General features: G+C 58.6%; 17 protein-coding genes. 9 read left to right on the top strand and 8 right to left on the bottom strand.

Translation table 11 applies throughout. The features are described from left to right. Window positions 1-17: 17 nt before the first annotated feature. Both J1W56_RS14005 and J1W56_RS14000 read right to left on the bottom strand, forming a co-directional pair. The gene (locus J1W56_RS14005) at window positions 18-1,085 is read right to left on the bottom strand and encodes a TraB/GumN family protein (protein ID WP_223613886.1); all 1,068 of its coding nucleotides are present in this window, start codon (window positions 1,083-1,085) and stop codon (window positions 18-20) included. Window positions 1,086-1,330: 245 nt separating this feature from the next. Beyond that, a complete protein-coding gene (locus J1W56_RS14000) occupies window positions 1,331-2,287 on the bottom strand; it encodes a tyrosine recombinase XerC (RefSeq protein WP_223613885.1) in 957 nt (318 codons plus the stop codon). 154 nt (window positions 2,288-2,441) lie between these two features. On the opposite strand from J1W56_RS14000, the gene rimM reads away from it, so the two are divergent. The 7 genes from rimM (at window position 2,442) to leuC (ending at window position 8,341) form a co-directional block, all read left to right on the top strand. Next, window positions 2,442-3,020 carry a ribosome maturation factor RimM gene (rimM, locus tag J1W56_RS13995; protein ID WP_223613884.1) on the top strand — a complete coding sequence of 193 codons (579 nt, stop codon included), beginning with the start codon at window positions 2,442-2,444 and terminating at the stop codon, window positions 3,018-3,020. Further along, window positions 3,017-3,733 (top strand): tRNA (guanosine(37)-N1)-methyltransferase TrmD, encoded by a 717-nt coding sequence (gene trmD, locus J1W56_RS13990; protein WP_223613883.1) that lies wholly within the window; start codon window positions 3,017-3,019, stop codon window positions 3,731-3,733. Before rimM ends, trmD begins: the two co-directional genes overlap by 4 nt. Before the next feature lie 13 nt (window positions 3,734-3,746). Further along, window positions 3,747-4,274: a GNAT family N-acetyltransferase gene (locus J1W56_RS13985; protein ID WP_223613882.1), complete on the top strand. Its 528-nt coding sequence runs from the start codon at window positions 3,747-3,749 to the stop codon at window positions 4,272-4,274. A 193-nt stretch (window positions 4,275-4,467) separates the two neighbouring features. Beyond that, entirely contained in the window at window positions 4,468-4,920 is a 453-nt protein-coding gene (gene rplS / locus J1W56_RS13980; protein WP_223613881.1) for a 50S ribosomal protein L19, read from the top strand. 248 nt (window positions 4,921-5,168) lie between these two features. Next, window positions 5,169-5,921, top strand: coding sequence for a transporter substrate-binding domain-containing protein (locus tag J1W56_RS13975; RefSeq protein WP_404928140.1), 753 nt, complete (start codon window positions 5,169-5,171; stop codon window positions 5,919-5,921). 8 nt (window positions 5,922-5,929) lie between these two features. Beyond that, window positions 5,930-6,748 (top strand): amino acid ABC transporter permease, encoded by an 819-nt coding sequence (locus J1W56_RS13970; protein ID WP_223613879.1) that lies wholly within the window; start codon window positions 5,930-5,932, stop codon window positions 6,746-6,748. A gap of 183 nt (window positions 6,749-6,931) precedes the next feature. After that, window positions 6,932-8,341, top strand: a complete 1,410-nt coding sequence (gene leuC / locus J1W56_RS13965; protein ID WP_223613878.1) for a 3-isopropylmalate dehydratase large subunit — start codon at window positions 6,932-6,934, stop codon at window positions 8,339-8,341. Window positions 8,342-8,437: 96 nt separating this feature from the next. Here leuC and J1W56_RS13960 read toward each other — a convergent pair whose 3' ends face one another. The 6 genes from J1W56_RS13960 to J1W56_RS13935 all read right to left on the bottom strand — a co-directional run bounded on the left by J1W56_RS13960 (window position 8,438) and on the right by J1W56_RS13935 (window position 11,626). Further along, entirely contained in the window at window positions 8,438-8,863 is a 426-nt protein-coding gene (locus J1W56_RS13960; RefSeq protein ID WP_223613877.1) for an OsmC family protein, read from the bottom strand. 25 nt (window positions 8,864-8,888) lie between these two features. Continuing rightward, window positions 8,889-9,323, bottom strand: coding sequence for a preQ(1) synthase (gene queF / locus J1W56_RS13955; RefSeq protein ID WP_374042705.1), 435 nt, complete (start codon window positions 9,321-9,323; stop codon window positions 8,889-8,891). Between the two features lie 23 nt (window positions 9,324-9,346). Continuing rightward, window positions 9,347-9,733 (bottom strand): 6-pyruvoyl trahydropterin synthase family protein, encoded by a 387-nt coding sequence (locus tag J1W56_RS13950; RefSeq protein ID WP_223613875.1) that lies wholly within the window; start codon window positions 9,731-9,733, stop codon window positions 9,347-9,349. A 54-nt stretch (window positions 9,734-9,787) separates the two neighbouring features. After that, on the bottom strand, window positions 9,788-10,447 hold the full coding sequence (gene queE / locus J1W56_RS13945; RefSeq protein ID WP_223613874.1) for a 7-carboxy-7-deazaguanine synthase: 660 nt from the start codon (window positions 10,445-10,447) through the stop codon (window positions 9,788-9,790). Beyond that, window positions 10,444-11,154, bottom strand: coding sequence for a 7-cyano-7-deazaguanine synthase QueC (queC, locus tag J1W56_RS13940; RefSeq protein ID WP_223613873.1), 711 nt, complete (start codon window positions 11,152-11,154; stop codon window positions 10,444-10,446). The genes queE and queC overlap by 4 nt, the downstream gene beginning before the upstream one ends. 67 nt (window positions 11,155-11,221) lie before the next feature. Then, entirely contained in the window at window positions 11,222-11,626 is a 405-nt protein-coding gene (locus J1W56_RS13935) for a hypothetical protein (protein WP_223613872.1), read from the bottom strand. A 192-nt stretch (window positions 11,627-11,818) separates the two neighbouring features. Between J1W56_RS13935 and J1W56_RS13930 the strand changes: the two genes are divergently transcribed. Both J1W56_RS13930 and sdhC read left to right on the top strand, forming a co-directional pair. After that, window positions 11,819-12,292 carry a GNAT family N-acetyltransferase gene (locus J1W56_RS13930; RefSeq protein WP_105734225.1) on the top strand — a complete coding sequence of 158 codons (474 nt, stop codon included), beginning with the start codon at window positions 11,819-11,821 and terminating at the stop codon, window positions 12,290-12,292. Window positions 12,293-12,673: 381 nt separating this feature from the next. After that, window positions 12,674-13,072, top strand: a complete 399-nt coding sequence (gene sdhC / locus J1W56_RS13925) for a succinate dehydrogenase, cytochrome b556 subunit (protein ID WP_223613871.1) — start codon at window positions 12,674-12,676, stop codon at window positions 13,070-13,072. Window positions 13,073-13,085: the final 13 nt, after the last annotated feature.

Genomic DNA, 13,085 nt, shown 5'->3' with positions numbered 1-13,085 from the left:
TGTGACAAAATTTAAGGTTATTGCGCCTCGACCGTAAAGCCCTTGCTGCGCAGCAGAGCCACCAGCCCCTTTTCTCCGGGAAGATGCAAGGCTCCCACCGCTATAAAGGCATTGCCCTTGTCGATGATTGGAACCGCATGTTCCGCCATGACGCGGTTGCGAGCATTGACCATCTTTTCCTCGAACGCGGCATAGTTTTCACCGCTCGCCGTGCCATCGGGAGAGATGGACCGTATCACCGGGAAAATCATGGCTACGTCGCCTCGGGTGTAAAGCAGGGTCATGGTTTCAAACATGTCGGGTAGTTTCGGCGCAAGTGTCAGTGTCTCGACAAGTCCCTCGACATGGAATTTCAGCGGCAGGGATGCCATGGCGCTGAGCTGATCCTTGATGGTTTCAAGCCCCGTGACCGTCTTGCCCTGTGCCTTGGCGTCCTGGGCGAGCTTGACGTCGAGGAAGGCCGTGCCGCTTTTGCTGCGCGTCAGCTCGCAGGGAGGCATGGCCAGCATGCTCGTCACGATCCATGGCTGCATCTTGTTGAGCGCCGTCAACGACAGGCCGCGTGCGGCAAGGCTCGCTTTTACACCCTCGAGCTTGTCAGCTGGAATGAGCTTCTCCAGCGTGTTCTCGTCGGTGAACATCATCAATCCCGGATCCTGCGCCATGACTTTCAAGGGCGCTTTCGGATCAAGCACCTCGTCGGTTTCAATGACGACCGTTGCCGCCCCCTGATAGGCTGTTTGAGCCGCGTCTGAAAGCTTGAGCACGCGCGGATCTGTCAAATGCATGGTGCCAAAGAGCCAGGAAGGCTTGGTTCCCGGCTTTCCAATCTTCCAAAGGATGCCTTTGCCGTTCACCGTTGCGGCTGCTTCCTTGCGCAAGGCGGCCAGCTTGGCAGGCTCCGACTTGGCCATTTCGGCGACGAGATCGCGTCCGCCACAGGAGGCATCCTCAGCACGGGCGCGGGTTGCGCCAAACGCCACGACAAGAAATGAGGTGAGCAGAATCCAGCTCAGAAAAGCCAGGAGCCTCAGTGCGCTCTCAGCAATGCGATCAAGAGAAGTGGTGGGGCCGGAATGGGTCATCATCAATGCATATATGGGGTTTGACAAAAAGGCGTTAAAGCTAGTGGAACGAATTTGACATTCGCATCTCATTTGACATCACGCGCAACAAGCGAATGTCAAATTCAAAGTTCCACTAGAATTATATGCTTGCTAGTGGTCCTTTGATTCTGACATTTGCCTGAATGGCTTGTATCGAAGGGATGCAAATGTCAGAATCGGACCACTAGTCTGCAGATTGTTTGTAACAATCAATATGGGACCGTTCAGGCGCGGGGATGTGCCTTGTCGTAGATTTCCATCAGTCTGTCGGTATCAACGCCGGTATAGACCTGCGTCGTTGACAGGCTTGCATGGCCGAGCAGTTCCTGGATCGTGCGCAAATCGCCGCCGCGCCCGAGCAAATGGGTCGCGAAGGAATGGCGCAGGGCATGCGGCGTCGCGGTCACCGGCAGGCCGAGCGCGCCGCGCATTTTCTGCATGTCGCGCTGGATGATGGCCGGATGCAGTTCCCCACCCCGCGCGCCGCGAAACAGCGGCTTGCCCGCTTCCAGTTCGTGGGGGCAGAGCGTGCGGTATTCCTCCACCGCCCGGTGGACTATGGGCAGGAGCGGCACCATGCGCGTCTTGCCGCCCTTGCCGGTGATGGGGATGGAACGCGCTGAGGCATCACGCAAGGCGGCGCCGTCCAGGTTGAGTGCTTCGGAAATGCGCAGGCCGCAACCGTAGAGCAGGGTCAGCACCGCCGCATTGCGCGCGGCAATCCAGGGTTCCTCATTGAGCTGTTCGCCTTTTTCCACCACGCGGCGCGCATCGATGGTCGTCAGCGGCTTTGGCAGGGATTTCGGCTGCTTCGGCGCGCGCATGGCAATGGAAGCTGCCGCATTGGCCATGCCCTGCTTTTCCAGATGGCGCAGAAACGAACGAATGCCCGCAAGACCGCGCCCGAGCGTGCGCGCACCGGCACCGTCATTCCGCCGCCGCGCCAGGTAGGATCGCAGATCGGCAATCCGCAGGGTTGCGACGTCCTTCAGGGATGGCGGCTCAGCGAGATGACCGGTGAGAAACTGGAAGAACTGACGGGTGTCGCGCTCATAGGCTTCCAGCGTGTTGGCCGCCAGACGCCGGGTGTTTTTCAGTGATCTGAGCCATTCTTCCCGCGCCGCGATGAGGTCTGGCCGGGCCGAAACAAGAAACTCGGCATTCTGGGGCTGCGCCACCATTGCCATACTCCTTACCGTGTATCGGGGTAGACCATGCCACGACAGTCCTTACGGAGTCGTTTCGCTTTCCCTTGAGGGCTGATCCTTCGCACTTGGCGTTTGATCAAAGACAGAGTAATTCGTCGGAAAGAGAAGATAGGAATGGAACAGCCCGATGGCAAAATTGAATGATCCAGTGCAACTCGCCGTTATCGGTGCAGCACACGGAACGCGTGGCGAAGTGCGGGTCAAGACGTTTACCGGCGACCCGCTGGCGCTGGCCGATTATGGCCTGCTTTACGATGTGACCGGCAGAAGCTTCGAGATTCTGGCTATCCGCCCGGCCAATACGGTTGTCGTTGTGCGGTTCCGCGGGGTCAATGACCGCAACATGGCTGAAGCGCTGAACGGCACGACGCTGTTTATCGACCGCTCGCAGCTGCCGGAAGAGCTTGAGGAAGACGAGTTCTATCATGCCGACCTGATCGGGCTCGATGCCATGGACGCAGCAGGCAATCCCTATGGCAAGGTCTCGGCCATGTTCAATTTCGGTGGCGGTGATCTCATCGAGTTGACGATACCGGGACGCCGGCCGATGCTGATTCCGTTCACCCAGGCCGCCGTGCCGCATATCGACATCAAGGCCGGACAGGTCGTTATCGATCCCGCGGCCGCCGGGCTTATTCCGGACGAGAACGAAGAAGAGGACCGGCGCAGGCAGCTGGGTGGTGATGGCGGGAAAGAGCGGCCATGAGCGGCCAGGCTGCCGGTTTCCGTGCGACGGTGCTGACGCTCTATCCGGAAATGTTCCCCGGGCCGCTCGGCGTCTCTCTCGCTGGAAAGGCATTGGCCGATACGGCATGGTCGCTTGAAACCGTACAGATTCGCGATTTCGCCACGGATCGGCACCGTATGGTTGACGACACGCCCGCTGGCGGCGGGGCTGGCATGGTGATGAAGGCAGATGTCCTGGCGCGTGCCGTCGATGCGGTGGCGGATGAGCGGCCGCGGCTCTTCATGAGCCCCCGCGGCAAGCCGCTGAGCCAGGAACGCGTGCGCGAACTTGCTGCGGGCCCCGGTGCAATCATTCTGTGCGGCCGGTTCGAAGGCGTCGACGAACGGTTGATCGAAGCGCGCGGCTTTGAAGAAGTTTCAATCGGCGATTACATCCTTTCCGGCGGCGAGACGGCAGCTATCGTTGTTCTCGATGCGATCGTTCGCCTTTTGCCCGGTGTGATGGGCAATGCCCAGTCGGGTGACACGGAAAGTTTTGAGACCGGGTTGCTGGAGCATCCGCAATACACCAAGCCGCAGGAGTGGGAAGGGCGCCGCATTCCCGACGTGCTTCTCTCCGGCAACCACGGGGCCATTGAGAAATGGCGCAGGGCTGAAGCGGAAAAACTGACGCAGGAACGGCGTCCAGACCTGTGGGATCGTTATCCGCAGGCCAGGAAGCCGCGTAAATAACAGGATCAGGACAATGCAGTTTCGCAGCGGTGATGCAGGGGATGTGCCTGCTGTCCAGGCCATTGAACGGGCCTCCGCGGTGCGGTTCCGCACGGTCGGCATGGAAGACATCGCCAATGACGATCCTACATCCGCGTCCCTTCTGCTTGAACGGATAAGTCAGAATCGCCTTCTTGTTGCGGTTGACAATCGGCCGGTCGCCTTCGTGATTTTTGATGTGGTTGATGATCATCTCTATATCGAACAGATCGATGTGGATCCGGCCCATGCCGGCAGACGCATCGGATCGGCACTGATCGGGCTGGTGGAGGATCGTGCCCGGAAAGAGGCCAGGATGGGGCTGTTGTTGTCCACATTCCGGGATGTTCCGTGGAATGCGCCCTATTACCTGCGGCTTGGATTCACCGATATTCCCGACGATGCTCTCAGTGCTGCGCTGGTGCATATCCGCCGGGATCACATTGAAAGGGGCCTTGACGAGACACAACGGGTTTTCATGCGGAAACCGCTTCGGCTCGACTCGGGTGGCAATCAGCGCTAAAAAGAATCGCTGCCAGAGGTGACAAACGGACTTTTATGGTGTATCTGGCCGCGAACTCGGGAAAATCCCAAGTCCGATAATCAATGGATGGTGAATTCGCTCCTGCCTCCTCAGAGGCATAGACATGCGGCCAGGATGCTGCATTGCAAGTGTTGAGCGCTCTGGCTGTTTGAAAAAGAAAAGGATGAAGACGATGACCGTCGATATTATTCGTCAGCTCGATCTCGAACAGAGAGCAAAAATCGAAGCCAAGCGCGTGCTTCCGGATTTCAAGCCAGGCGACACAGTCCGCGTTAATGTTCGCGTGACGGAAGGTACACGTACCCGCGTTCAGGCTTATGAAGGCGTCTGCATTGCCCGCAACGGCGCTGGCATCAACGAGAACTTCACAGTTCGCAAGATTTCCTACGGCGAAGGCGTTGAACGCGTATTCCCGATCATTTCCCCGCTGGTTGAAGGCGTAGAGATCGTCCGTCGCGGCAAGGTTCGCCGCGCGAAGCTCTACTACCTGCGCGGCCTGACCGGTAAGGCTGCCCGCATTGTCGAAAAGAAAGACAACCGCAAGGGCAAAGCCGCTGTTCCGGTCACCGGTGCAGCCGAAAAGGTAACGGAAGAAACCGTTGCCAAGGCACCCGCTGCTGAATAAGCGCGATTGTTTTGAGTTTGAAAAGGCGGTCTTCGGACCGCCTTTTTTGTTTCCGGCAAGGCTGTTTCCGTTTCCTTGCCCGGTTGAAAAAATCGTGCTTGCGCGATAGCGAATAAAGCAGTTGCATGCCGTTCGGGGATTGACGGGGCCTTCATAAAATGAAATTTGTGCTTCGCTTGATCAAAACGCAATATTAGAGGTCTGACATGAACTTGCGATCCGTTTTTCTGGCGGGGATAGCACTCGCCATGGTTCCATTTTCCACACTGGCGGCTCCCCTTCCCGACCTTGGCGGCAAGAAAGTTGCTGTTGTGACGGAGAATGCCTATCCGCCGCTGCAGTTTGTCGATCCCAAAACCGGCAAGCCGGTCGGCTGGGAATATGATGCCATGAATGAAATCGCCAAACGGTTGAATTTCAAAGTGGAATATCTGAATACCAGCTGGGATGCGATGATTCAGGCCGTGGCCGACAATCAGTACCAGATCGGCATGACCGGCATCACCATCAATGATGAGCGCAAGCAGAAGGTGGATTTTTCCGAACCCTACATGCGTTCAGAGCAATTCATGCTGGTTCGCGCTGATGAAAAGCGCTTTTCCGATGCAAAGACCTTTGGCGAAATTAAAGACGGTCTCGTCGGCGCCCAGCCGGGTACAACCAATTTCTACGTGGCCGTCTACAATCTGCTTGACGGTAACGAGCAAAATCCGCGTATCAAGCTGTTCGAAACGTTTGGCGCGACGATCCAGGCTCTCAAGACCGGCGACGTTGACGTGGTCTTGACTGACAGTACGGCGGGCAAGGGCTATGTGGATGCGTCCGGCGGCGCGCTGAAGCTCGTTGGCGGCCCGTTGGGTGCTGAGGATTTCGGCTTCATCTTCGCCAAGGGCTCGGATCTCGTTGGTCCGGTAAATGCGGCCATCGAAGTCTTGAAGGCCGACGGCACGTTCGACGCCCTCAACAAAAAGTGGTTCCTCGACTACAAGCTTGGCCAGTAGGCGGCCGGTTGTCAGTTCCCTCACAGAACAGAAGTCCTTTCGTCAGGAAGGACTTCCCCTGGTGGCTGGCCGTTGCCGCGGCCATCGCTGTTGTGCTCGGCATAGCCATCCTGGTCAGCGATATCTACGGGCAGGTGTTCTCCACGGTCTCGCAGGGCATCTGGATCACCGTCTGGGTCTCGCTCCTGGCATTCCTGCTCGCATCTGGGCTCGGCCTTCTGCTCGCGCTGATGAGCCTCTCGGAACATATCGTCCTGCGGCAGACCGCCCGGTTCTACGTCGAAATCGTTCGCGGAATTCCTCTGTTGGTTCTCCTGTTCTACATCGCCTTTGTTGGTGCGCCGGCAGTTGTCGCCCTGTGGAATTTCCTCACCCATCCGCTTCAGAGCGCCGGCCTGTTCGAGCCCTTGCAGGTGCGGGATTTTTCACTTCTGTGGCGGGCGATCATTGCCCTGACACTTGCCTATGCGGCATTTTTGGCAGAAATTTTTCGCGCCGGGATCCAGGCCGTCGACGCGGGACAGATCGAGGCGGCCAAGTCACTCGGGCTGAAACGATTCCAGCGCTTCCGGCTGATCGTGATGCCCCAGGCATTGCGTACCATCCTGCCGCCCTATGGCAACGACTTCATCTCGATGGTGAAGGACTCGTCGCTTGTATCGGTGCTTGGCGTCGTCGACGTGACGCAAATGGGCAAGGTCTATGCCTCGGGTTCATTCCGCTTTTTTGAAACCTATTCCGTCGTTGCCTATGTCTACCTGATCCTGACGATCAGCCTGTCCCTTGGCCTGCGTTGGCTTGAAGTGCGGCTGAATGATCGGACCTGAGCTGCGCGTGACTCATAACGATGCCGGGAGAATCGTTTCAAAATCATGGAGAATCGGGCGCCGGTCGCGGCGCTTTGTCGCCGAAATATTACTTTTATCGCTTGTTTCTTGACGTAAGTGGGTACCGAGTGCATATGTCCACGACATAATCTTACAGCACCTACCATTGCCGAGGATATCGCGATGACTGCGCCACGTACACTCTATGACAAGATCTGGGATGATCATCTGGTTGATCAGCAGGACGATGGCACCTGCCTTCTCTATATTGATCGTCACCTTGTGCATGAAGTGACCAGCCCGCAGGCTTTCGAAGGCTTGCGCCTTACCAACCGCAAGGTTCGCCACCCGGAAAAGACACTGGCTGTCGTCGACCATAATGTGCCGACCTCGCCGGATCGCGTCAACGGCATCAAGAACGAGGAAAGCCGTATCCAGGTCGAAGCATTGGCCAAGAATGCTGCGGATTTCGGCGTTGAATATTATTCTGAGAAGGACATCCGCCAAGGCATCGTCCACATCATCGGACCGGAGCAGGGGTTCACGCTTCCGGGCATGACCATCGTGTGCGGCGACAGCCATACATCGACGCATGGTGCCTTCGGTGCGCTTGCCCATGGCATCGGCACGTCGGAAGTCGAGCACGTGCTGGCAACGCAGACGCTGATCCAGTCAAAGGCCAAGAACATGCTGGTGCGTGTTGATGGCGTTCTGCCGGCCGGCGTCACCGCCAAGGACATCATCCTTGCTATCATCGGCGAGATCGGCACCGCTGGCGGCACCGGCTATGTCATCGAGTATGCCGGCGAAGCCATCCGCGCGCTGTCGATGGAAGGCCGCATGACGATCTGCAACATGTCGATCGAAGGCGGTGCCCGCGCAGGCCTGATTGCGCCTGACGAAACAACCTTTGCCTATGTGAAGGACAAGCCGCGCGCGCCGAAGGGTGAAGCGTTCGATCAGGCGGTCGAGTACTGGAAGACACTGAAGTCCGACGAGGGCGCCCATTTCGACAAGGTGGTCGTGCTCAATGCCGCCGACCTGCCGCCCATCGTTTCCTGGGGCTCGTCGCCGGAAGATGTGATCTCGATTACCGGTGCGGTGCCTAATCCTGACGAAATCACCGACGAGAACAAGCGTACGTCGAAGTGGCGTGCACTGGACTACATGGGTCTGAAGCCGGGCACACCGATGACCGAGATCAAGCTTGATCGGGTCTTTATCGGCTCGTGCACCAACGGCCGTATCGAGGATCTGCGTGCTGTCGCCAAGGTTGTCGAAGGCCGCAAGGTTGCGGAAACGGTCGATGCCATGATCGTTCCGGGTTCGGGTCTGGTCAAGGAGCAGGCGGAAGCGGAAGGCCTCGACAAGATTTTCAGGGCTGCCGGTTTTGACTGGCGCGAGCCGGGCTGCTCGATGTGTCTTGCCATGAATGACGACCGGCTGAAGCCGGGCGAGCGCTGTGCGTCCACGTCGAACCGGAATTTCGAGGGCCGTCAGGGTTTCAAGGGCCGTACGCATCTCGTTTCGCCGGCCATGGCCGCCGCCGCCGCAATCGCCGGTCATTTCGTCGATATTCGCGAGTGGAAATAGGCTTCGCGCCATCTCCTGTGTAACTCCATAAAAAACGGGGCCACTGGCCCCGTTTTTTATAACCTTTTTTACCGCGCATTCTCGCCGGATGGCGGATTAGCTCAGTGTTGTCGTGAAGGCCGGATCGCCGCGCAGCGTGTTGCTTACGGTGCAAATCTCGTTTTCCGCGGCCTCGACGATCGCATGCTTTGTCGCGTCATCAATATCGCCGGTGATGGTGAAGGCTATATGGAAACGGTCAACGCGCGAAAGACCGTCCTTGGCCTTGTCGCCCGTAACATGCGCTTGAACTGCCTCCAGCTTGTCGGCAACGCCGAGCCGCGACGCCGCCATTTTGGCGCTGAGCACCAGGCAGGCGGAAAGCGATGCGTAGAGCAGATCAAGCGGCGCAAAACCCTGCTCCGAAACCGCGTGAGCGACGTTCAGTACGCCGCCCGTATGGGATGTGACAACGGGTTGACCGCCTCGCTCCAGAACGGCCGTGGCGCCGACATCCCGTGTTCTTACCCTGAGTTCAGCCATTGGATCGTCTCCCTTTATATCCTGGTCAGCCGCGGCCGCGATAGGTGGGAACGCCCTGGTCCGGCAGCCACAGACCCTCCGGTACCGGCCCGGTCTGCCAGAAGACATCGATGGGGATACCGCCGCGCGGATACCAGTAACCGCCGATGCGCAGCCAGAGCGGCTTGACCGCTTCCACGATGCGTTTGCCGATATTCACGGTGCAATCCTCGTGAAAGGCGCCGTGGTTGCGGAAGCTGGTCAGAAAAAGCTTCAGCGACTTGGATTCGACCAGGGCCTGGTCCGGCGCGTAATCGATAACCAGATGGCCGAAATCCGGCTGGCCGGTCACGGGGCACAGCGAGGTGAATTCCGGGCAGGTGAAGCGTGCCAGAAACAGCGTCCCCGCTTGCGGGTTGGGGACAGCGTCGAGCAAGGCTTCATCGGGATGATGCGGGATGGGAACATCCTTGCCCAGCATCGTTGCCTGTTCTGCGTAATGACTCATGCCGCTTCCTCCACTGTTTCAAACTCGCCCTGATATTCACAGCCTTCACCGCAGCTGTCGCGGTAAATGCCGATCTCGGCCAGCGCCGGAAGGTCCGGAGCAATACGCCGCCACAGCCATATGGCGATGGTTTCAAGCGTCGGCAACTCCAGTCCGGCAATTTCGTTGAGATAGCGATGATCCAATGCGTCTTTTGCGCTGTCGACCGTGGTCTTGACGGCGCCAAGATCGGCGATCAGCCCGGTTTTGGGGTCCGGCCGGCCCTGCAGGCTGACGCGGACGCGAAAACTATGTCCGTGCAGGCGCTGGTTGACATGCCCGTCCGGAAAAGAGTGCGGCAGATGGTGAGCCGCTTCAAAATTGAAGTCGATAAAGATTCTCATGGTTCTTCCCGTCAGCTCTGGCGCAATACAGGCGCCCGCCAAAAAAGCCTGCCCTCAGGGCAAGCCGATCAGTTTATGTGTCTGCGTGCTCAGCCGCCAAAGCGGATGGGCGAGGCAATAGGCCGCTGCAGATGCCACATGCCGGGCGGTTTGCGCCGGATCACCGATGACGTCAAGAGGCTGCAAATAGAAATGCTGAAAGGAAAGGCGTTCGAAACGGGCCGGATCGGTCCGGGCTTCCGCCTGGGGATAGACAAGCTTGAGCTCGTGACCGCTGGTCTGGACGAGTGTGGTATCGGCCTTTGGCGACACGCAAATCCAGTCAATGCCATCAGGCGCTGCAATCGTGCCGTTGGTCTCGACGCCGACTTCGAAGCCTCTCGCGTGGAAGGCGTCGATCAACGGCTTGTCCAGCTGCAGCAGCGGTTCGCCGCCGGTGCAGATGACATAGGGCTTGCCCTTTGAGCGAGCGGTTTTTGGCCAGGCGTCGGCAACGGCATCGGCAAGCGCGTCGGCGGTTTTGAACTTGCCGCCGCCGGGACCATCCACGCCAACGAAATCCGTATCGCAGAACCGGCACTGGGCGTCCGCCCGGTCGCGTTCAAGCCCGGACCAGAGATTGCATCCGGCAAAGCGCATGAACACCGCGGCGCGGCCGGTATGGTTGCCCTCGCCCTGCAGCGTCAGATAAATTTCCTTGACGGCGTAAGTCATGCGGCTTCCGCCTTGAATTTGGACCAGCCGCCGGAACGCAGGGCGCAGGCCGGGCAGGTGCCGCAGCCATAGCCCCAGGCATGGCGGGCCGAGCGGTCGCCGAGATAGCAGGTGTGGGTGTTTTCAATGATCATATCGAGCAGCGGTTCGCCACCTATGTCGCGAGCCAGTGCGAAGGTTTCAGCCTTGTCCAGCCACATCAGCGGGGTTTCGATGGTGATGCGGCGGTCCAGTCCCAGTGAAAGGGCGACCTGTTGCGCCTTGAGCGTGTCGTCGCGGCAGTCGGGATAGCCGGAATAGTCCGTCTCGCACATGCCGCCGACGATGACGCGCAATCCGCGCCGGTAGGCGAGGGCAGCGGCAAGCGTGAAAAACAAAAGGTTGCGGCCCGGCACGAATGTGTTGGGCAGGCCGTTCTCTGCCATCTCGATGGCAATGTCTTCGGTCATCCCAGTGGCGCCGAGCTGGCCGATGACGCCGGCATCGAGCCGGTGATCGTCGCCAAGGCGTTCCGCCCAATCGGGAAACCGGTGGATCACTTCGGCGCGGAAATCATTGCGCACGTCCAGTTCCACCCTGTGGCGTTGGCCATAGTCGAAGCCGACCGTCTCCACCCGGTCAAACCGGGAGAGCGCCCAGGCAAGACAGGTTGCAGAATCCTGCCCGCCGGAAAAAAGGACGAGTGCGCCATCAGCATTACGAGCCATGAATGAACCTCTTCAATGAAGCGGCCCCCTTACAGGGCGCGGACCAGCGAGGCAAATCAAATGTGGGCTATTGGCAGCCTGGAAGCCCGAGAATGGGCGTTTCGCCACGGTTGATACCATACATGTAGCCGCGACCGCGCACGACAATCGGGCCATCACAGCGTGTGTTGGGTGGCGGAATAACCCCCACGACATAGGGATCGCCGGGTGGAGAGATGATCGCCGGTCCCTTGGCCCGCTTGTAGACGGCAACCTTCTTGCGGAGTTCGCGGGCGAGCCTGTCCGATTTGGCGGCTGTCGCGCCGACAAAGATCATCTTCGGTCCATTGGGGTCCTGCACGATGATGTTGCCATATTCGTCGCCATAGGCATCACGCAGGTTGATGTCGTAGGCAGCAGCGCTGTGCGTGGCTGCGACAACAGTCAGGCCCGACAACAAAAGCGCGGCCGTGTGTTTGCGGAAGGCGAACATGGACAAGCTCCTTGGTTGAATGGGCTGCAGCAGTCCAAGCATTAACCTTTTATTAACGCTTGTCATCCGTCAAAACGCCTTTGAATCGATTTTTGCTGCGGTCCGCCGGTTGACGTGCGGTGCGCAATCAACCAATCCTCATCACAGCGAGGCAGCCGGAAGTGCTGCCGGAGTGAAAGGGATGATGCGACCATGACGACAAAGAGCCCGGATGAACACGCCGTCGACATTTCTCTGCTGCATCTGAACGATGCCCACGAGTTCGCACCTCTTCTGGCCAGCTATGCCCAGGCGCTGAAGCGCGGCGCACCCCGCCGCCCGGACGATTACTACGCGGAAAACCTGTTGCGGGACCGTGCCGCGGAGATCGCCGGAGCGCGACTCGACGGCCATCTGGTGGGCTTTGTGATTTTCTATGATCTGCCCGAGCCTGTCTCCGGCATGCGTGCCGGGCAGGTGGATCATATCTATGTGCATCATGACCATCGCGGTAAGGGTATCGCCAAAGCGCTGATCGATGTTCTCGCCGACAAGGCGGAAGAACGCGGCTGGACAAAACTGTCACTCAATGCGCCGCGTCTGCCGGAAGATGGCCGCAAACTGTACGAACAGATTGCGGCGCCTGCCGACTGGACCAGTTTCATCATCCGTTTTGGCAATCAGTAGAACGGGCCTGCCCCAGCGCCCTGAAGATGCGCGGGACATCCTGGGAACGACTCGGAATGTCCCGTTCGCGTTGCACAATTGAGGGGCGCGACACGCTGAAACCGGTTAAACCGGACAGACTCACTCAAATAAAATTGATTGCCGATTTGACGTGAAATACGGGCCTTTGGGGCTCTCTGTGGCGCTTTAAACGATTGAATTTTCTAAAGAAACCTTATGGACTTGCGTTTGTTGCCAATTCGCCGCATGAGGGGGGTGAATGGGCCTTTGACGCAGTGCAAAAACGGGACTAAAACCCTTCTAAATTTGCCTCTATCCAGCCTTTCGGCCCTGCCCGTCAATCAAGGTTCAAATGGCGCGGCGCTTATCATTGGGGACGCTATGAGCAAGACAAACCTGCATGCAAACCGGCCGCTGTCGCCGCATTTGCAAATCTACAAACCAATTCCCACCATGGTCATGTCCATCGTTCACCGCATCACCGGCGGCGCGCTGTATTTCGGCACGCTGCTGGTTGCCTGGTGGTTGATCGCGACCGCGACCAGCGAGAGCCAGTTCAACGTTGTCAGCTGGGTGTTCGGTTCGTGGATCGGTCTTCTCGTCCTGCTCGGCTACACCTGGGCGCTTGTTCATCACATGATCGGCGGTATTCGCCATCTCATCTGGGATACCGGCCGCGGACTCGACAAGAACACCACCACGAAGATGGCCATCGCCTCACTCGTTCTCTCCATCGCGTTGACGATCCTGATCTGGATCGCGGCGTTCACGGTTTTGTAAAGGAGGCGGGACA

The organism is Phyllobacterium calauticae, from assembly GCF_019991125.1.
Taxonomy (GTDB): domain Bacteria; phylum Pseudomonadota; class Alphaproteobacteria; order Rhizobiales; family Rhizobiaceae; genus Phyllobacterium; species Phyllobacterium calauticae.
Note: the sequence above shows the minus strand (reverse complement) of the source record. Positions and strands in the feature narration are given on the sequence as shown.